The organism is Nocardia sp. CA-136227 (assembly GCF_050955695.1).
Lineage (GTDB): Bacteria > Actinomycetota > Actinomycetes > Mycobacteriales > Mycobacteriaceae > Nocardia.
This window is the reverse complement of record NZ_CP192081.1, coordinates 2,381,672-2,401,126: the sequence shown is the minus strand read 5'-3', so window position 1 is coordinate 2,401,126 and position 19,455 is coordinate 2,381,672. Positions and strand designations below refer to the sequence as shown.

18 protein-coding genes are annotated in these 19,455 nt (G+C 68.9%); 5 read left to right on the top strand and 13 right to left on the bottom strand.

Features of this window, described 5'->3' with window-relative positions; all coding sequences use genetic code 11:
- Positions 1-31 precede the first annotated feature (31 nt).
- The 8 genes from ACQP06_RS10785 to mqo all read right to left on the bottom strand — a co-directional run bounded on the left by ACQP06_RS10785 (position 32) and on the right by mqo (position 9,909).
- Entirely contained in the window at positions 32-400 is a 369-nt protein-coding gene (locus tag ACQP06_RS10785; protein ID WP_433672077.1) for a hypothetical protein, read from the bottom strand.
- A 327-nt stretch (positions 401-727) separates the two neighbouring features.
- A complete protein-coding gene (locus tag ACQP06_RS10780) occupies positions 728-2,179 on the bottom strand; it encodes a DUF222 domain-containing protein (RefSeq protein ID WP_433672076.1) in 1,452 nt (483 codons plus the stop codon).
- Positions 2,180-3,052: 873 nt separating this feature from the next.
- Positions 3,053-3,445: a cobalamin biosynthesis protein gene (locus ACQP06_RS10775; RefSeq protein WP_357281447.1), complete on the bottom strand. Its 393-nt coding sequence runs from the start codon at positions 3,443-3,445 to the stop codon at positions 3,053-3,055.
- Positions 3,432-4,826: a cobyrinate a,c-diamide synthase gene (locus ACQP06_RS10770; protein ID WP_433673288.1), complete on the bottom strand. Its 1,395-nt coding sequence runs from the start codon at positions 4,824-4,826 to the stop codon at positions 3,432-3,434. The genes ACQP06_RS10775 and ACQP06_RS10770 overlap by 14 nt, the downstream gene beginning before the upstream one ends.
- A gap of 11 nt (positions 4,827-4,837) precedes the next feature.
- On the bottom strand, positions 4,838-5,458 hold the full coding sequence (gene cobO, locus ACQP06_RS10765; RefSeq protein ID WP_379276565.1) for a cob(I)yrinic acid a,c-diamide adenosyltransferase: 621 nt from the start codon (positions 5,456-5,458) through the stop codon (positions 4,838-4,840).
- A 162-nt stretch (positions 5,459-5,620) separates the two neighbouring features.
- The gene (locus tag ACQP06_RS10760) at positions 5,621-7,771 is read right to left on the bottom strand and encodes a VWA domain-containing protein (protein WP_433672075.1); all 2,151 of its coding nucleotides are present in this window, start codon (positions 7,769-7,771) and stop codon (positions 5,621-5,623) included.
- Between the two features lie 146 nt (positions 7,772-7,917).
- The gene (locus ACQP06_RS10755; protein WP_433672074.1) at positions 7,918-8,367 is read right to left on the bottom strand and encodes a GNAT family N-acetyltransferase; all 450 of its coding nucleotides are present in this window, start codon (positions 8,365-8,367) and stop codon (positions 7,918-7,920) included.
- 18 nt (positions 8,368-8,385) lie between these two features.
- Positions 8,386-9,909 carry a malate dehydrogenase (quinone) gene (mqo, locus tag ACQP06_RS10750; protein ID WP_433672073.1) on the bottom strand — a complete coding sequence of 508 codons (1,524 nt, stop codon included), beginning with the start codon at positions 9,907-9,909 and terminating at the stop codon, positions 8,386-8,388.
- 173 nt (positions 9,910-10,082) lie between these two features.
- On the opposite strand from mqo, the gene ACQP06_RS10745 reads away from it, so the two are divergent.
- The gene (locus tag ACQP06_RS10745) at positions 10,083-11,111 is read left to right on the top strand and encodes an alpha/beta hydrolase (protein WP_433672072.1); all 1,029 of its coding nucleotides are present in this window, start codon (positions 10,083-10,085) and stop codon (positions 11,109-11,111) included.
- Here ACQP06_RS10745 and ACQP06_RS10740 read toward each other — a convergent pair.
- From ACQP06_RS10740 to map, 4 genes are all read right to left on the bottom strand, one after another.
- Complete coding sequence (locus ACQP06_RS10740; RefSeq protein WP_433672071.1) at positions 11,091-11,654, bottom strand: alpha/beta fold hydrolase; 564 nt, start codon at positions 11,652-11,654, stop codon at positions 11,091-11,093. The two genes, ACQP06_RS10745 and ACQP06_RS10740, sit on opposite strands and share 21 nt — an antisense overlap.
- A gap of 66 nt (positions 11,655-11,720) precedes the next feature.
- Positions 11,721-13,253, bottom strand: coding sequence for a cobyric acid synthase (locus tag ACQP06_RS10735; RefSeq protein ID WP_433672070.1), 1,533 nt, complete (start codon positions 13,251-13,253; stop codon positions 11,721-11,723).
- A 10-nt stretch (positions 13,254-13,263) separates the two neighbouring features.
- Positions 13,264-13,557, bottom strand: coding sequence for a hypothetical protein (locus ACQP06_RS10730; RefSeq protein WP_433672069.1), 294 nt, complete (start codon positions 13,555-13,557; stop codon positions 13,264-13,266).
- Positions 13,554-14,417: a type I methionyl aminopeptidase gene (gene map / locus ACQP06_RS10725; protein WP_379101984.1), complete on the bottom strand. Its 864-nt coding sequence runs from the start codon at positions 14,415-14,417 to the stop codon at positions 13,554-13,556. Before map ends, ACQP06_RS10730 begins: the two co-directional genes overlap by 4 nt.
- A 129-nt stretch (positions 14,418-14,546) precedes the next feature.
- Here map and ACQP06_RS10720 point away from each other — a divergent pair, with 129 nt between their 5' ends.
- Positions 14,547-15,560 carry an LLM class flavin-dependent oxidoreductase gene (locus ACQP06_RS10720; protein WP_433672068.1) on the top strand — a complete coding sequence of 338 codons (1,014 nt, stop codon included), beginning with the start codon at positions 14,547-14,549 and terminating at the stop codon, positions 15,558-15,560.
- A gap of 8 nt (positions 15,561-15,568) precedes the next feature.
- Here ACQP06_RS10720 and ACQP06_RS10715 read toward each other — a convergent pair whose 3' ends face one another.
- Positions 15,569-16,261, bottom strand: a complete 693-nt coding sequence (locus ACQP06_RS10715; RefSeq protein ID WP_433673287.1) for a GntR family transcriptional regulator — start codon at positions 16,259-16,261, stop codon at positions 15,569-15,571.
- A 199-nt stretch (positions 16,262-16,460) separates the two neighbouring features.
- On the opposite strand from ACQP06_RS10715, the gene ACQP06_RS10710 reads away from it, so the two are divergent.
- The 3 genes from ACQP06_RS10710 to ACQP06_RS10700 all read left to right on the top strand — a co-directional run bounded on the left by ACQP06_RS10710 (position 16,461) and on the right by ACQP06_RS10700 (position 19,455).
- Positions 16,461-17,576, top strand: a complete 1,116-nt coding sequence (locus ACQP06_RS10710) for a TIGR03364 family FAD-dependent oxidoreductase (RefSeq protein WP_433672067.1) — start codon at positions 16,461-16,463, stop codon at positions 17,574-17,576.
- A gap of 24 nt (positions 17,577-17,600) precedes the next feature.
- Positions 17,601-18,290, top strand: a complete 690-nt coding sequence (locus ACQP06_RS10705) for a phosphonatase-like hydrolase (protein WP_433672066.1) — start codon at positions 17,601-17,603, stop codon at positions 18,288-18,290.
- A 94-nt stretch (positions 18,291-18,384) separates the two neighbouring features.
- On the top strand, positions 18,385-19,455 hold the full coding sequence (locus ACQP06_RS10700) for a 2-aminoethylphosphonate ABC transporter substrate-binding protein (protein WP_433672065.1): 1,071 nt from the start codon (positions 18,385-18,387) through the stop codon (positions 19,453-19,455).

The window sequence follows — 19,455 nt, the reverse complement described above, 5'->3', positions numbered from 1 at the left end:
TACCCAACCAGTCGGCGGGGGCTGCGGTGTTTCAGCCGTTCGGCCACCAGTAGTGGTAGACGATGTACAGGCTCAGGAGCAGGCCGGGGAAGAAGATCAGTGCGCCGATCGGGATACCCAGGGACGGCCGCCAACCCCGGCGGCGGGCCATCCTGCCGAGCTGCCAGGCAACGGCTCCACCCGCCGCCCACACGTACATCGGGAACGCGCCGATGGTCAGGGTGATCCACGGTGGGCAGGGGTGGCGCCAGCCGCAGTAGGCGGGCACGCCGTCCAGATCGCTGATGATCAGGAACGTCAGGAAGGCCGAGCCGCAGAAACCCAGGATGCCCCAGAAGCGCCACCAGGTCAGGAAGGTGCGCCAGCGGTCCGGGGTGAGAGTGAGGGTGGGGTCGGCCACATGGCAAAAGATAGAGAAGAAAAGGCCTGAGGCCAAAGACCGAAAGCGGCAAAGATCAAAAGATTAAAGACGCCTGGAGAAGGAAGAGAGGTGGCCGAGCTTGCGAGGCCCCTCACCTACCAGCCCCGCACCGCTCGGCCGCGCATCATCCCGGAGCAAGAGCAAGGGGTTTGGGTTTGGCTCGAGAAGGTGATGCGTGCAGTCCGTGGGCTGGGATCGGCGGGTAACGGATCCCAGCCCGGCGTCAGCCCAAGTCCGGCAGGGCAGGCGACGCGACCACACTCCCCGTCGCTTTGCGCACGCCAGCAGCCGACGAGCAGCCGGATTTCACGCTGCCCGTGAGCGCCACGTCCGGCAACTCGAATCGATCGCAGCGGCGATCAACTGCCCCACGTGATGACGATCGTTCACCCGTGGCGTGCCGGTGGGATCAACACTCTTCGGAGCAATCCACCCGGTACGGCCGGGGAACGGCGAATCTTTCCCCATCACAACGGTTTTCCAACCATCCGGGCCATCATTGACCAACGCATGGCAGTGATCGCACGCCAATGTCAGGTTGTTGATGTCGGTGGGACCACCCTTGGCCCAATCATTGACGTGGTGGGCGGCACACATAGTGGCGGGTTGTTCACACCCCGGGCGAGTACATCCCTTATCGCGGGCCACAAGTGCGAGGCGTTGGGCGCGGTTCGCGGTGCGACGCGAACGCCGCAGGTAGAGCGGCATCCCATCCCCATCGAGCACCGCGATCACCGGGCGAGCGCCTTCCGCCATCTTCAGGGCCTCGTTGATCGAAATCTGGGTGCCCGACGCAGTGGTCGCGACGCCGGTCCCGTTCTCGAGGTCGCTCAGGCTCATCGTGAGCACCACCTCGACCGGCAACCCACGGTGCATGCCCAAGGTCCGCATGTTCACACCCGGCTGCACCAACGCCAGCAACGCATCATGAGTCCGCTGACCAGCATCACGACGATCACGACGCGCAGCAGCAACAAGGATGCTGTCGGCGATGAACCCACCAGCCGCGGAAGGGCTTTCCGGATCCTCGACATTGCACATCCCCGGACGAGCGAGCTTGGCGAACACCGCATCCAGGCACGCCCGCAACTCGGGCGTGATCCACCCCTCGATCCGAGTCATCCCATCCACACCAGGACGGCACAACGTGATCCCACGACGGCGACGACGGTCAGCGTCCGACACCACTTTCCCGTCGGGATCGAGGCGGGCGAGGATGTCACGCCCGATCTTCAACAGGTCATCGGGCCACCCACTACGCGAGTAGTCGACGAGGATCTGCTCCGCCTCCGCACGCGCCTCGGCAGGGACATCGACGGGCAGGTGGTTCATCACGTCCATGATGTGGCGCACGTGATCCCGCGAGATCTCACCGGCCGCGAACGCTTCGGCGGTCACCGGAAGTACCGGCGGCGCGACGTGCCCGGTCTGTTGGACGAATTCGCCGCAATGGTGGGTGATCTTCACACGTACCGACGCGTCATACCGCGACAACCCGAGGGTGTGCCGCAGGAACGGCACCATCTTCCCGGCCCCGCTGCGTGAATGCAGAGACCGCTCTCCCGCTTCGATGATCAGGCGGGTATCCAGTGCAGCGAGCTGACGCTTGCAGGTTTCCAGCTGCTGCATCAACGACACGACATCTTCGTCGGAGAACTCCGCCATCTTCCCGCCCTGCACGGATTCCGACAGGGTCGAGACAGCGGCCGCCAGTTCAGCGATACCGCAGTCGTCGAGTGTCACCCCATTCGAATCCATGCCTCTATTTTACGCGGGAATGATCACCGCGAGAACCCGAAATGTCCAGTATCGCAAGGATTTTCGCACTTCTCGTCCTAGTTCCCGAAGCTCAGTCCATCTCTGGGAATCGGAGATCGAGTAACAGCTTGTGCAGCTTGCGCACGCTCGCGCTACCGACCACCCCACGTTCCTCGGCCGCCCTTATCAGGTCTTCGGCGGCAATCGGTCGACCAGCCGTATGACCGAGGACAACCGCCTCGGGTGCGACCGAAACCTGAACAGGCTTTGTCTCACGCAAGCCCCACTGGTCCACCGCCCCGTTGGAATTCGTGCGTCGATCTGGACCTTCTTCTGAGTGAATCCCCTAATCGTTCCGTGCTGGCCCTTGTGGTGGCCGCGCAGCAATGTCACCGGTTGGCCGACCGTCATCGGCTGCCCGCTGGGGTACCGTGGCCCTTCGGTCTCCCCGCATTGCGGACACCAGGAATAGGTGCGTTCGTTCAATTCTCGTGCCGACCCCTGTGTGATCGTTGCATAGGCGGTCAGGTGCGCTGAGCAGAGAGCGAACGTCGATTGAGCAATGTCGCTGGCAGCAACCACGTTGTAGCGGGCAAGCTCGACTGCTGTCATGGTCGCCCCAGAGCCCCGGCTCATGGGCTGAGTTTCGAGTACACCACCTCGCCGCATCTCTCCGACCGCCGAGTAGGGAAAGATACGGGCGCGTTCCTGAATGTCACGGTTGACCTGCTCGATCAGTTCCGTGTTCTCATCGGCAACTCGCTCTCTCCCCACTGCTTTTCATGGTCGCAAGCATCCGATGATCGCAGACGAGGCGCGCACGAAGCGCTGAGTCGTCTTCCCGTTTCAGATCGAGTCCCGGAAGGGGCGACATCATGAACCCAGGTCCAGCGATCCCGACAAATCGAATTCCACAGCAGCAACCACGATTCCGGATACAACGGTCTTAGGGAGCGTCAAATCCCCACCCCCACCGGCCAGCACGGCAGCAGCCTCCGCGACGCTCGTGGCGCCGACAGCCTCCGAAACCCGGCTTGACGGATTGGGAACGGCCACGGCTGCCAATTCCAGAGCCGAGAACCCCATGGCCACCGCGTGCAGCCGCAACGCCGCCTCTAGAAACCCTGGTTCACCGGCGCGCCTGTCGAGGGTCGCCAATCGACCGACCGCCCTGTCCCCCAGGGCTTCCCGCACCGCCGCCACGATGACCTCGGCGGTCGTCCCGGGGCGCAACCCGACGCCGACCGCCAGGTCAGACCGTGACATCGGTTCGGGCGAAGTCGGCCGCCGCGGCGACGAACCGTCCGACGGCCGCCGGGTTCCCGGCCGGGTGGGTGTGCAGGTAGGACGCGTGCACGCGGTGGGGTATCGCGCCCTCGCGGACCGTCTCACCGGTGGGTGAGCGCCAGGCCCAGGCCGTGTCCGCCGAACCCGTGGAGGTCAAACGGGTGCGGTGGAACTCGTGGCCACGGACGCGGTCACCCGCACTCCAGAGCGGAGAGTCGGTGAGCGCCACCGCGTCTCGGTAGCCGAGGGTGAGGCGCGGGCCGAACTCGGCGTCGACGTCGAGGACACCGGCCATGCGGTGACCGTCGAGGGTGCGGGTCAGATACAGCAGACCGGCGCATTCGGCGTGGATCGGGAGCCCGCGGCGGGCCTGGTCGGCGATGGCCGCCAGCAGCCCGGTATTGGCCGCGAGGTCGGCGGCGTGCTCCTCGGGGAAGCCGCCGGGGATGACCAATCCGGCCGTGCCGGAGGGCAGTTCGTCGCGCAGCGGGTCGAAGACGCGGACCTGGGCTCCGGCCGCCGCGAGCAGCTCGCGGTGTTCGGCGTAGCCGAAGGTGAAGGCCGGTCCCCCGGCGATGGCCACCACCGGTCCGGACTCCTGGACCGTCACTTCCTCGGCCGGATCCCACGCTCGGCCCTGTACGGCGGAGGCGGCCAGGGCGGCGACCGCGGCCAGATCGATGTGCGCCGCAACGAGATCCGTCATGGCGTCCACGGCCGCCTGGGCGGCAGTGCCGTGCTCGATCGCCGGGATCAGGCCGAGATGCCGTGAGGGCACGGCCAATTCGGCGAGCCGGGGCAGGGCGCCCAGCACCGGGAGGCCCACGCGGGCGCAGGCGGCGCGCAGAACCTGTTCGTGGCGTTCACTGCCCACCCGGTTGAGAATCACTCCGCCGAGCCGGATTCCGCTGTCGTAGGTGGCGAATCCGTGCAGCAGGGCGGCCAGGCTCTGGCTGTGGCCGCGCGCGTCCACCACCAGGATCACGGGTGCGCCGAGCATGGCCGCGATCTGGGCGGTCGAGCCCTCGGCGATGGGGTCGGTGTGGTGTTCGTCGATGCGGCCGTCGAACAGGCCCATGACGCCCTCCACCACCGCGAGATCGCTGTCGCGGCTGCCGTGCAGGTACAGGGGCGCGATGCGGTCCGCGCCGACCAGGACCGGGTCCAGGTTGCGGCCCGGGCGGCCGGCGGCCAGGCCGTGATAGCCGGGGTCGATGTAGTCCGGGCCGACCTTGAACGGCGCGACCCGGTGCCCGGCGCGGCGCAGCGCGCCGATCAATCCGGTGGCCACCGTGGTCTTCCCGCTGCCCGAGGCGGGCGCGGCGATGACGACGGCGGGGGTGCTCGCCGGGCTCACCATGGCGGGCCCGCTCACCACTCGATGCCGCGTTGGCCCTTGCGGCCGGCGTCCATCGGGTGCTTCACCTTGGTCATCTCGGTGACCAGGTCGGCGGCGTCGATCAGGGCCTGCGGGGCGTCGCGGCCGGTGATCACCACGTGCTGATTGCCGGGCCGGTCGCGCAGCGTCTCGACGACCTCGTCCACATCGACCCAGCCCCACTTGAGCGGGTAGGTGAATTCGTCGAGCACGTAGAAGCGATGCTGTTCGGTCTCCAGCCGTCGCCGGATCTCCTTCCAGCCCGCCGCGGCCGCGGCCGCGTGGTCGTCGTCGGAGCCCTGCTTGCGGGTCCAGGACCAGCCCTCGCCCATCTTGTGCCACTCCACCGCGCCGCCCGCGCCGGTGTCGTCGTGCAGCTGCCCGAGGGTTCGGAACGCCGCCTCCTCGCCCACCTTCCACTTCGCGCTCTTCACGAACTGGAACACCGCGATGTCGAAGCCCTGGTTCCACGCCCGCAACGCCATTCCGAACGCGGCCGTCGACTTCCCCTTGCCGGGTCCGGTGTGCACCGCCAGCACGGGCTGGTTGCGCCGCTGCCGGGTGGTCAGACCGTCATCGGGAATGGATTCCGGGAGGGGAACACCCTTCGGCATCGGTGGAGGCTCCTTTCAACGCGGGCTGTTTCATCTTGCCCTCCGCTTCGCTCCGGGCTGTTCGCGGCCCCCGAAGTCTCGTTCTTCCCTCCCTCCGCTCCACTCAGTCCAGAACGAGACGGGCCGCGAACTTTCATGCTGTTCCGCGCGTTCCCACCGTGTCTACGCAGCCCGGCTCGCGCGGACGATGCCTGCGACGGCGTCGCCGGTGAGTTCGCCCAAATGCAGGTAGCCGCCGCGCAATTCGGCCGCGAAGTCGCGAGCCAGGCCGAGGCGGATCATGCCGCGCTCGCAGTCGACGACCATGGCGGTGACTGAGTCGTTGGCGAGCATGCGGGCGGCGGCCCGGGCACGCGGGACGGGATCGACGCCGCCGGTGGCGCGGCCGTCGGTGAGCAGGACCAGCAGGGGGCGGCGGTGGGGGTCGCGGGTGCGTTCGCGGCGGATCAGGCCGCGGGCCTTCAGCAGGCCCTGGGCGAGTGGGGTTTTGCCGCCGGTGCGCAGGTCGGCGAGGCGGCGGACGGCGATGTCGACCGAGGAGGTCGGGGGCAGGACCAGGTCGGCTTCCTGGCCGCGCATGGTGATGACCGCGACCTTGTCGCGGCGCTGGTAGGCGTCGCGGAGCAGAGCCACGACGGCGTTGGTGACGGCGGAGAGGCGGTCGCGGGCGGCCATCGAGCCGGAGGTGTCCACGACGAAGACGACCAGGTTGCCCTCGCGGCCTTCGCGATACGCGCCGCGCAGGTCGTCGGCGGCGAAGGCGAGGGGCCCGGTCAGGCGGCCGCGCTCGAACTGGCGGGGGGCCGCGGCGAAGATGGTGCCCAGCAGGTGCAGACCCGTGGAGGTGTCGTCGGTCGCGCGGACGATGCGGCCCTGGCGGGTGCGGGCGCGGGAGCGGCGGCCGGGGGCGCCTTCACCGACACCGGGGACCTCCCAGCGCGGTGGCTTGGGCAGGGCGGCGGTGGGGGCGGCGACGCTGCCCTCACGGGCGGGGCGATCGGCCGAGGGGTTGCGGTCGGCGCGGTCATCGGAGGGATTCCGGCCTCCGCCAGGAGGATTCGGGCCGCCGGGGAAATCCGAGCCGCCGTCCGGCGAGTCCGGGCCACCATCCGGTGAGTCCGGGCCGGGATCGTGCGAGTCCGGGCCGTCGGGACGGTCCGCCACGGCCGAGTCGGCGGGCGTCGGGCCCTCGGATGGATTCTGTTCCGCGGCAGGCGAATCGGCGTCACGCCCCGCGCCTTCCGCCGGATCCTGCGGTCCCGCGCCGTTCGGCGGGACCGCCTCACCTTTTCCCAGGCGGTCAGCTCCGTCCTGCTCGGCGCGGGCGGCTTCGTCGGCGGCGTGCCGCATGGCGTCGTCGAGTTGTTCCTCGCTGATGCCGGGTTCGTCGAAGGGGTCGCGGCGGCGGCGGTGCGGCAGCGCGAGTTCGGCGGCGACGCGGACGTCGGACTCGGTGACCTCGGTGGCGCCGCGCCAGGCGGCGTGGGCGGTGGCGGTGCGGGCCACCACCAGGTCGGCGCGCATGCCGTCGACGTCGAAGGCGGCGCACAGGGCGGCGATGCGGCGCAGCTCGACATTGTCGAGGGTGACCTCGGCGAGGTGGTCGCGGGCGGTCAGAATGCGTTCGGCCACCGCGCGATCCGCGCCCGCGTAGCGGTCGGCGAAGGCGGCGGGGTCGGCCTCGTAGTCGAGGCGGCGGCGGACCACGGCCATGCGTGTGTCCACGTCGCGGGAGGCGACGACGTCCACGGTGAGGCCGAAGCGGTCCAGCAGCTGCGGCCGCAGCTCGCCCTCCTCGGGATTCATGGTGCCCACCAACACGAATCGCGCCGGATGGGTGTGCGAGACGCCGTCGCGCTCGATGTGCACCCGGCCCATGGCGGCCGCGTCGAGCAGGACGTCCACCAGGTGGTCGTGCAGCAGATTCACTTCGTCGACGTAGAGCACGCCGTGATGGGCGGCGGCCAGCAGGCCCGGCTTGAACGCCTGCTCCCCGTCCCGCAGCACCCGCTCCAGGTCCAGCGACCCGACCACGCGGTCCTCGGTCGCGCCGACCGGCAGTTCCACCAGCCGCGCGGGCCGCGCGCCGGACTCGTCCACGACCGGGGGCAGCAGCTGCGCGAGCGCGCGCACCGCGGTCGACTTGGCGGTGCCCTTCTCCCCGCGCACCAGCACCCCGCCGATGCCGGGATGCACCGCGCACAGGATCAACGCCAGCTGCAGCCGCTCCTGCCCCACCACCGCGGAGAACGGAAACCCGGCCTCGTCACCGGCCGCGCGAACACTCTCGGAGTAAGCCACAGGAACAGACACGCCCCAACTCTATGCGCGCCCACCAGCCGAACCCCCACGACCCCATCCCCGATGCGCCCGCCCGCCCGCCGTTCCGGCGCAGCACCGATGAAACAGCCGCGCCCGCTGTGGGTTTCACAGCGGGCGCGGAAGGGTGCGGGGCGGGGTCAGCCGCGGCGCATGGGGATGTGCGGGATGCCGTCTTCGATGTACTCCGGGCCGTCGACCTTGAAGCCGTGCTTGGTGTACATGTCGAGCAGGTAGGTCTGGGCGTTCAGGCGGACCGTCGCCGAACCCGCCTCGGCCAGGGCGGCCTGCAGCAGGCGGGTGGTGTAGCCGTGACCGCGCGCCTCCGGGGTGGTGCAGAGCCGGCCGATGCGGAACGACTTCACGCCTTCCTCGTGCTCCTCCATGAGACGGAGGGTGCAGATGGTCTCACCCTCGTCATCGAGCCAGAAGTGACGGGTCTCCGGCAATAGATCGAACCCGTCCAGTTCCGGGTAGGCGCACTTCTGCTCGACGACGAAAACCTCCACGCGAAGTTTCAACAGCTTGTACAGCGTCGCGGTGTCCAGGTCTTGGGACCACGACCGTTTGAGAGCAACCGTTGACATCATCGCGTCTTGCTATCACATCTACGCGTGAGAAGCGATACCCGCGTGCTCCGGCGTGTTGGCGGGATCCAGCTGCAGAGCCTTGGTGGACCAGTCCCACACCTCGCGGAACAGGGCCTGGTTCTCGGAGAGCTTGATGCCCAGCGACGGCACCATTTCCTTCAGTTTCGGCTCCCACGTGGAGAATTCGCGCGGGAAGCACTTCTTCATCACGTCGAGCATGGCGCTCACACAGGTGGACGCGCCCGGCGAGGCGCCGAGCAGACCGGCGATGGTGCCGTCCTCGGCCGCGACGACCGCGGTGCCCAGCTCCAGCACGCCGCCCGCGCCCTTGCGGCGGATGACCTGCACGCGCTGACCGGCGATGATCAGCTCCCAGTCGTCGCCGTCGGCGCGCGGGATGAACTCCTCCATCGAGCCGATCCGGTCGTTCTGCGAGTTGAGCAGTTCACCGACCAGGTAGTTGACCAGGCCCATCTCGGTGACGCCGACGCCCAGCATGGAGAACAGGTTGTTCGGCTTCACCGACTTGATCAGGTCGGTCAGCTTGCCGTCCTTGAGGAACTTCGGCGTCCAGCCGGCGTAGGGACCGAACAGCAGGCCCTTCTCACCGTTGATGACGCGAGTGTCCAAGTGCGGCACCGACATCGGCGGCGCGCCGACCGAGGCCTGGCCGTACACCTTGGCCTCGTGCTGGGCCACCAGCGCCGGGTTGGTGCAGCGCAGGAACAGACCCGACACCGGGAAGCCGCCGAATCCGCGGATCTCCTTGATGCCCGACTTCTGCAGCAGCGGCAGCGCACCGCCGCCCGCGCCCACGAACACGAACTTGGCGTTGATGACGCGCACCTTGTTGCTGCGCAGGTTGCGCACCTTCACCAGCCAGGAGCCGTCGGACTGCTTGGTCAGGTTGACCACCTCGTGGCCGAACGCGATGTCCGCGCCGGACGCGCCCAGGTAGGCCAGCAGCTCCTTGGTGAGCTCACCGAAATCGATGTCGGTGCCGTAGTCGGTCCAGTTCAGGCCGACCGGGTCGGAGAAGTCACGACCCTTGGACATCAGCGGTAGTCGCCGCGCGAACTCGTCGGCGTCGTCGATGAACTCCATGCCTTCGAACAGCGGATGCCGCGACAGCGCCTCGTGACGCTTGCGCAGGTATTCGACGCCGTCCTTGCCGTGGGTGAAGCTCACGTGCGGGATGGGGTTGATGAAGTTCGACGGGTTGGCCAGCACGCCGTTCTCGACCGAGTAGGACCAGAACTGGCGCGAGACCTGGAAGCGCTCGTTGATGTCGATGGCCTTGGCGATCTCCACCGAGCCGTCGGCGTTCTGCGGCGTGTAGTTCAGCTCGCACAGGGCCGAGTGGCCGGTGCCCGCGTTGTTCCAGGGGTCGCTGCTCTCGGCGGCCGCGGCTTCGAGGCGCTCGAAGACGGTGATCGACCAATCCGGCTGCACCTGACGAAGAAGGGCACCGAGGGTGGCACTCATGATGCCGGCACCGATGAGTACTACATCGGTCTTTTCAATCGTGGCAGCGTTCGACACGGCGGGGATCGACTTCCTTGTCTTTTTTGGGTCACCAGGTGGGGGTTAGGTTACCCGTCGTTCACTTGGACTCAATTCTGCCCCTGACCATTCCCGAATCCCGCTTCGAAATCCCCGAATGTGAGAGATCCCTCCCAAATAGACATCTCCGCACCGCGGTCTATGTTGAGCGGGTGACCCGCGAAACGTCCTCCACCACGTCTTCGACCACCGCCTGGCAGCCCGACGTCCTGGGCGCCGACTACCAGCAGCTCACCCTCGCCCTGGGCCCCGACCCCGACGGCGAGGGCGACGCCGTCGCCACCCTGGTCCGCTACACCCCCGACGGCATCCCGGCACCCACCCGTGCGGTGCTCTACGTGCACGGCTTCACCGACTACTTCTTCCAGGAGCATCTGGCCCAGCACCTGGCCGCGCAAGGGTTCGCCTTCTACGCGCTGGACCTGCGTAAATGCGGGCGCTCGCGCCGCGCCGGGCAGACCCCGCACTATGTCAGCGACCTGGAGCTCTACGACGAGGAGCTGAACCGCTCGCTCGAGGTCGTCCGCACCGAGACCGGACTGCCGGTGGTGATCATGGCGCATTCCACCGGCGGCCTGGTGACCTCGCTGTGGCTGAACCGGCTGGAGACGGCGGGCGGTGTGCGCGCCCAGGGCATCACCGGCCTGATGCTCAACAGCCCGTGGTTCGACCTGCAGGGCCCCGGCTACTACCGCTCGGTGGGCACGCCGCTCTTGGAGGGCCTGGGCCGGTTGCGGGCCTTCGCCAAGCTGCCGCTGGGCGTGGCCACCACCTACGGCGACAGCCTGCACCACACCCAGTCCGGTGAGTGGGACTACAACCTGGACTGGAAACCGTTGAGCGGCTTCCCCGTTCACGCGGGCTGGCTGCGGGCCATCCGCCGCGGGCACCTGCGGCTGCACAAGGGCCTCGACATCGGGGTGCCCGCGCTGATCCTGCGGTCGAAGGTCACCAAGTTCATGCGCAATTACGGGCCCGCCGCCGACGTGTCGGACGTGGTGCTGGACGTGCGCCAGATCCAGCGCTGGTCGGGCTGCCTGGGTACGCGCACCAATATCGTGCCGATCGAGGGCGCGCGGCACGACGTGTTCCTGTCGTCGGAGACGCCGCGCGACGCGGCCCTGCGGGAACTCGACTCCTGGCTGAAATGGCTCGCCGAGTCACCAGAAGCTGGTGCGTAGCACGACCTCGGTGGCCAGTTCGTGGCCCGCTTCGGCGGCCACGGCGGTGACATCCATGGGGACCAGCCGGAATTCGCCGTAGACGAACCGGGCCGAGCCCTCGGCCACCTCGCGCGGGAAGGGCTTGGTGGCCAACAGGGTGGTGGGGATCTCCACCGGCGGGCAGGAGGCGTCGCGGACGGTGCCGTCCACACCGGGCACCGCCGGGTGGCCGCCACCGGCCACGATGAGGCTCATGAAATGGCTGAACTGGCGGGCGGCCAGTTCCCAGGCCAGGTCCGCGCCCGCGCCGATACCGACCAGGTTGACGTACGGGACCTTCAGCTGGCCCAGGATGTCGACCACGGTCGCGGCGTCGAGGCCGTCGATCGACTCGATGGCAATGGTGTGCAGGTCCGAGGTCTGCAGGCGTTCGCAGACCTGGTCGTAAACATCGGCCGGATCACCCGCATCGGGGAGCAGCAGGACGTGGTGCCGGGTGTCGGGCCCGCCGACTCGCACCGCCCACTCGCGGTCACCGACCGTGATCCGCCGTGATTCCATGGTCGATCACGCTACAGGAGGGGTGTGGAGGCCGATCGCCAGTCGGTCGGTTTGCCGTGATCGGGGTCACTTTCCCACGGTCAGGGTCGGGAGATCCGGGGGTGCGCCCGCGTCGATCAGACGCTCGAGCGCGTCCGGATCGAGGTGCTTCTCCATCAGATCCGCGAGCAGGTCGAGCTGGGACGCGCGCACCTCGTCGACCGAGACATCCTCGGCGACAACGAAATCGGCGCGTCCCGCGCGCTGGGCGACCTCGCGCAGCCAGGCCCGGCGAAACTCGTCCGCCGCCAGGGCGCCGTGCAGGTGCGTGCCCCACACCGATTCGCGCACACTGCCTTCCGGCGTGCCGTCGAGCTCGAACCAGGGCCGGTCGGCGGTGCGGGTGACACGGCCGTGGTGGATCTCATAGCCGTGCACGGGGAGATCGGCGTCACCGGCGTGATCCAGGACCCGGCCGCCGGAGCGGCGCAGCACCTTCGGATCCGCGAACTCGATGTCGAGGTCCAGCAGGCCCAGGCCCGCGACGGTCCCCGCGTCGGACTCGACGCGGTCGACGATGGTGCGGGCCAGCATCTGGTAGCCGCCGCAGATGCCGAGAATGGGGCCGCCCGCGGCCGCGCGGGCGGTGAGCGCGTCGGCGATTCCGGTGCGGCGCAACCACTCCAGGTCGCTGACGGTGGATTTGCTGCCGGGGATCACCACCAGGTCGGTCCCGGCGAGGCGGGACGGGTCGCTGACCCAGCGCACCGAGACGCCGGGCTCGCAGGCGAGGGCCTCGACGTCGGTGGAGTTGGAGATGCGCGGCAGGCGGATGGCGGCCACGGTCAGCCAGTCGCGGCCCAGCGGCGGCCGGGAGCGGCCCACCGGGGCGTCGGCGACGGTGCCGAGGGAGTCCTCGGCGTCGATCCACAGGTCCTCGGCGAAGGGGATGACACCGAGCGTGGGGCGGCCGGTGAGTGCGGTGAGCTGATCCAGGCCGGGCCGCAGCAGATCCACATCGCCGCGGAATTTATTGATGATGAATCCCGAGATCAGTTGCTGGTCTTCGGGTTCCAGAATCGCGACGGTGCCGAACAGATGGGCCAGCACGCCACCGCGATCGATGTCGCCCACCACCACGACCGGAAGATCGGCGGCGCGCGCCAATCCCATATTCGCGAGATCGGTTGCCCGCAAATTGATCTCGGCGGGGGAACCCGCGCCCTCACAGATCACCACATCGAATTCATCGCGCAGCGAAGCCAATTCCTCGGCGACGACGGTTCGCAGTTCCCGCCGATGCCGGAAATAGTCCTTGGCCCCGACGGTGTCGACGGCCTTGCCCCGCACCACGAGCTGCGACCGCCGATCACTGCCCGGCTTGAGCAGGATCGGATTGAACCGCACGCTGGGTTCGAGCCCGCAGGCCCGCGCCTGCAGGGCCTGCGCCCGCCCGATCTCCCCGCCGTCGAGGGTGACGACGGAGTTGTTGGACATGTTTTGCGCCTTGAACGGCGCGACCCGCACCCCGCGCCGCGCCAGCATCCGGCAAAGTCCGGCCACCACAACGCTTTTGCCCGCGTCGGAGGTGGTTCCGGCGACCAGCAGCGCACCCTTCACTCGCGCCGACTCACCGCGTGCTGTACTCCGCCCGCGGGCGGTAGACGTAGTGGTCGCGGCCGCTGCTGGTGTAGGCGTCGCGGTTGTCGTAATCGCCGCGGGTGTCGGCGACGACGTCCCGGTTCTCGGCGTCGTCCACCGGCCGACCGGCGGAGAGCTCGACGTGGCGGCGCATGGTGGCGCGCAGGGCGCCCAGACCCTCGTCGCGAGGGTTCGGGGGGAGGACACGGGAGGGCTTGCGGCGAGGGCCGCGGGAGCCGATGCCGCGCGTGGTGACGCCCCGCTGGGGCATGGCGATTTTCACGGCAGCGTCAGGATCTCTGCGCCCTCGTCGGTGACGACGAGTGTGTGCTCGAACTGGGCGGTCCACTTGCGGTCCTTGGTGACCACGGTCCAGCCGTCGTCCCAGATCTCGTAGTCGATACCGCCCAGATTGATCATGGGCTCGATGGTGAAGGTCATGCCCGGCTCGATGACCGACTCCACGGCCGGCTGGTCGTAGTGCAGGATGACCAGGCCGGAGTGGAAGGTGGGGCCGACGCCGTGGCCGGTGAAGTCACGGACCACACCGTAACCGAAGCGGTTGGCGTAGGCCTCGATGACGCGGCCGATCACATTGAGCGCGCGCCCCGGCTTGACCGCCTTGATGGCCCGCTTGGTGGCCTCCTCGGTGCGCTCGACCAGCAGGCGCACCTCCTCGTCCACGTCACCGGCGAGGAAGGTCTTGTTGGTGTCGCCGTGCACGCCGTGGATGTAGGCGGTGACGTCGATATTGACGATGTCACCGTCCTCGATCACGGTCGAGTCGGGGATGCCGTGGCAGATGACCTCGTTCAGCGAGGTGCAGCAGGACTTGGGAAATCCCTTGTAGCCCAGGGTCGACGGGTACGCGCCGTGGTCGAGCATGTACTCGTGGGCGATCCGGTCGAGCTCGTCGGTGGTGACGCCCGGCGCGACGGCCTTGCCCGCCTCTTCCAGGGCCTGCGCGGCGATCTTGCCCGCGATCCGCATCTTGTCGATGGTCTCCGCGGTCTGCACCCAGGGTTCGCGGCCTTCGTTGACCGTCTTCTTCCAGACGTACTCCGGCCGTTCGATGTTCTTGGGGACCTCGCGAATGGGCGACTGCGTGCCGGGTGCGAGGGGCTTGCGGGTGCGCACAGACATGGGTACCAGACTATCTGCCGGTCCGAATGGTGGGATTCCCAGGTCCGGGGCACGCGGGAATTCTTCCGGACCACGGTCCGTTTATCCTGTCGGTTGACTTGGCAACAAGACTCGAGAAGGGCAACGGCCGTGGAACTGGGACTGACGACATTCGCCGAAACGCATCCCGTCGGCGGCGACGGGCCGGTGCCGACCGCGGGCGAACGCCTGCGGCAGGTGGTCGAGGAGGCCGTGGCCACCGAGCGGGCCGGGCTGCACGTGTACGGCGTCGGCGAGCATCACCGCGCGGACTTCGCCGCCTCCTCCCCCGCGGTCGTGCTGGCCGCCATCGCCTCGCGGACCGAGCGCATCCAGCTCACCAGCGCGGTCACCGTGCTCAGCTCCGCCGACCCGGTCCGCGCCTACCAGGACTTCGCGACCCTGGACGGGTTGTCCAACGGCCGTGCCGAATTGATGGCCGGGCGTGGCTCGTTCATCGAATCGTTCCCGCTGTTCGGCTACGACCTCGCCGACTACGACGAGCTGTTCGAGGAGAAGCTCGCCCTGCTGCTGAAGCTCCGCGAGGACGAACCGGTCACCTGGTCCGGCAAGTTCCGCGCGCCGCTGGACAACGCCATCGTCTATCCGCGCACCGAGAACCGGCCGCTGCCGGTGTGGATCGCCGTCGGCGGCAGCCCCGAATCCGTTGTGCGCGCGGGACTCCTGGGCCTGCCGCTGGCCATCGCCATCATCGGCGGGCAGCCGGCGCGGTTCAAGCCGCTGGTGGACCTGTACCACCGGGCGCTGGCCGAGGGCGGGCACGAGCCGCAGCCGGTGGCGGTGCACGCGCACGGCTACATCGCCGACACCGACAAGCAGGCGGTGGAGGACTTCTACGGGTCCTACGCGCGGGCCATGACCGGCATCGGGCGTGAGCGCGGCTGGGGTCCGATGACCCGGCAGCAGTTCGACGCGCTGCGGTCGCAGAGCGGGTCGCTGTTCGTGGGCACGCCCGACTACGTCGCCGAGAAGATCGCCGACGTCCGCGACACCCTCGGACTGGATCGGTTCATGCTGCACACCAGCGTCGGCACGCTGCCGCACGAGAAGGTGCTGCACAGCATCGAGCTGCTGGGCGCGAAAGTGGCCCCGCAGCTGGGCTGATCGCGCGCTCAGTAGTCGGTGAGCTTGGCCTGGAAGGCGATCCGGTCGCCGCGGTACAGCGAGCGCACGCGTTCGATCGGCACGCCTTCCCCGTCCACGCTGCGGCGGTGGAGCAGCAGCATGGGCAGGGCCGTCGTGCATTCCAGCAGGGCGGCCTCGCGCGGGGAGGCCAGCACCGTCTCGATGCGCTCGGTGGCGACCGCGTACACCACGCCCATACCGCGGGTGGCGACGTACAGCGAGGTCTGCGGGTCGTAGAACTCGCGCAGGACGGCGAAGCGGTGCAACGGCATCCAGGTGCTCTCCAGGCCGATGCGTTCCCCGTCGGCGAGCAGGATGCGTTCCAGGTGCATGACCGGGGTGCCCGGTTTCACGGCCAGATCGTGGGCGGTGTCGGGGTCGGCGGGGATGTCGGACCAGTCGACGAGCAGACGGCCCGGTTTGCGGCCGAACTTGATCGCGCCCTCGGTGTAGGAGCGCAAGGACAAGGGCTGCACCATCTTCGGGCGCGAGACCACGGTGCCGCGGCCCTGACGGCGAATCCGCCCCTCCACCAGCAGTTCCCGCACCGCCTGGCGCACGGTCTCGCGGGCGACGCCGCAGCGCAGCGCGAGTTCGCGCTCGGACGGCACCGGGTCGCCCTCGGAGAGCTCACCGAGCAGCGCCTCCAACTCGGCGCGCACCCGATACGACTTGGGCATGCGCCCGGCGGACGCGGAATCGGTTGCCGCGCTGGATGTTCCAGCCGCCGGTCGGCCCGGCCCCGCCTGGTCTTCCACCCCGGCGGCCTCCCTCGTCTCCATGCCCCCAGCGTACACAAGATTGGTCTATACCAATTATTAACCTACCGTTTCCACACGAAACACCCGTAGGTCTAGACCATTGCCCACGATGACAACCATGCGATTGGTCATCATCGGCGGAGGGATCCTCGGTACCGCCCACGCTCTCGCCGCCATCGGGCGCGGCCACGAAGTAGTCCACCTCGAACGCGAGGTGGAGGCGCGCGGGGCGACCGTGCGCAACTTCGGTCTGGTGTGGGTCTCGGGACGCAGCGCCAGCGAACTGGAACTCACACTGCGATCCCGGCAGCTGTGGGAGGAGATCGGCGGCAAGGTGCCGGGCGTGGGCTTCCGGCCCGCGGGCTCCATCACCCTGGTCCGCAGCGAGAACGAGCTCGCGGTCGCCGAGGCCGCCCTGGCGAACCCCTCGGCCGCCGAACGCGGCTTCGAACTGCTCGACCCGGAGCGGGTGCGCGCGCTCAACCCCGCGTTGCGCGGCAAATTCCTCGCGGGCCTGCACTGTTCGACCGATGCCGCCGTGGAGTCCCGGCAGGCGCTGCCCGCGCTGCGCCGCTACATGGAGGCGAGCGGGCGCTACAGCTTCTTCGCCGGCACCGAGGCCCGCACCGTCACCGGCACCACCGTGATCGACGACCGCGGCCGCCGTCACGAGGGCGACCTGGTGCTGGTCTGCCCGGGCGCGGCGCACACCGGCCTGACCCGCGAACTGGTCGGCGATATCCCGGTGCGCCGGGTGCGGCTGCAGATGATGCAGACCGCTCCCCTGGGCGAACCGCTCACCACCGCCATCGCCGACGGCGACAGCTTCCGCTACTACCCGGCCTTCGCCGGGCCGGAACTGGACCGGCTCAATCGCGAAGAGGCGCAGCCGTTCACGGCCGCCCAGCACAAGATGCAGCTGCTGGCCGTGCAGCGCCTGCACGGCGGGCTCACCATCGGCGACACCCACGAATACGACGAGCCGTTCACCTTCGACGTGGACGAGGCCCCCTACGAGCACCTCACCGGCGTGATGGAGGAGCTGCTGGGCCGCAAGCTGCCGCCGATCGTGCGGCGCTGGGCGGGCGTGTACAGCCAGTCCATCGATCCGGGCACCATCGTCACCCGCGCGCAGGCCGCGGACGGCGTCTGGGTCATCACCGGTCCGGGTGGGCGCGGCATGACGCTGGGCCCCGCGCTCGGCGAACAGACCGCCGACCTGCTCGAGCTCTGAACGAACCTCACCGAAGGAATCATCGTGTCCGACAAGCAGATCGAACTCGCCGTCTTCGACATGGCGGGCACCACCGTGGCCGACGACGGGCTGGTCGAGCAGGCGTTCGAGGTGGCCGTCACCGCCGCGGGCGTGCCGGCCGAGGGCCCGGAGCGCGAGGCCGCCCGGAAGTTCGTGCGAGACACCATGGGTCAGTCCAAGATCTGGTGCTTCCGCACGCTGCTCGGCGACGAGGAGCGCGCCCAGGCCGCCAACCGCGCCTTCGAGACCGCCTACACCGAGCTCGCCGAGGCGTCCGGGGTGGCCCCGATTCCCGGTGCCGCGGAGGCCATTTCCGCGTTGCGCGCCGCCGGGATCAAGGTGGCGCTGACCACCGGGTTCAGCCGTGAGACGCAGGACAAGCTGCTGAACGCGCTGGGCTGGAACGACATCGCGGATCTGACCCTGGCGCCCTCGGACGCCGGTCGCGGCCGCCCCTACCCGGACATGGTGCTGACCGCGGTGCTGCGCCTGGAGGTCGACGCCGTGGATCGCGTGGCGGTGCTGGGCGATACGTCCAGCGACATCGCCACCGGTCTGGCCGCGGGCGCGCGCATCGTCGCGGGCACGCTCACCGGCGCGCACACCGAGGAGCAGTTGCGGGCCGCGGGCGCGACCCACGTGCTGCCCTCGGTCACCGAGTTCGCGCGGCTGCTGCTCGCCGAGCGCGGCTAGAGAATTCCGCGGCCCGGCGCGCCTCGCCGGGCCGCGGATCACCCCCCAGTTCCTACGATCCGTCACGTCCCCTGAACTGAAAGTTGCAGTCACCGTGCGTAATCCGAACAACCGCCTCGCACGCACCATCGCCCGGACCGCCCTGATCCTGACCTCCGCCACCGCGGTCGCCTTCAGCCTGACCGCCTGCGGCGGCACCGGCGCCGGCGACTCCGGGGACAAGACGGTCACCGTCTACTCCGCCGACGGTGTCGGCGACTGGTACAAGACCCAGTTCGCGAAGTTCAAGGACCAGACCGGCATCGCGGTCAACCTGGTCGAGGCCGGCTCCGCCGAGGTCGTGAGCCGCGTCGACAAGGAGCAGTCCAACCCGCAGGCCGACGTGGTCGTCACGCTGCCGCCGTTCATGCAGAAGGCCGACAAGTCGGGTCTGCTGCAGGCCAGCGGCGTCGACACCGCCGCCGTCGCGGCCACCGACAAGGACGCGAACGGCAAGTGGGTGACGCTGGCGGGCAACTACCTGTGCTTCATCGCCAACCCCTCGGTCGATTCGTCCAAGCTGAACTGGGACGACCTGCTGAAGCCCGAGTACAAGGGCAAGCTGCAGTACTCCACCCCCGGCCAGGCCGGTGACGGCACCGCGGTGCTGATCCTGCTGCAGCAGCTGATGGGCAAGCAGGGCGCGCTGGACTACCTGGGCAAGCTGCAGGCCAACAATGTCGGCCCGTCCTCCTCCACCGGCAAGCTGCAGGCCAAGGTCGACAAGGGCGAGATCCTGGTCGCCAACGGCGATGTGCAGATGAACCTGGCCAACGTGAAGGAGAAGGGCTCGAAGTTCAACGTCTTCTTCCCGGCCGCGGCGGGTGGCAAGCAGTCCACCGTGGCGGTGCCGTACCTGATGGGTCTGGCCAAGGGCGCGCCGCACTCGGACGCGGGCAAGAAGCTGATGACCTTCCTGCTGTCGGCCGACGCGCAGAAGTCCCTGCCGGACTCCTACGCGGTGCCCGCCCGTCAGGAGCTGAAGGACGCCGCGCCGTCCGCCGCCGGCACGCAGTCGCCCGCGCAGGTGATCAAGAACGTCGAGATCGTGCACCCGGACTGGACCAAGGTCCTCGACGAGCTCGACGCCGACCTGGCGGCCTACACCAAGGCCACCGGTAGCTAA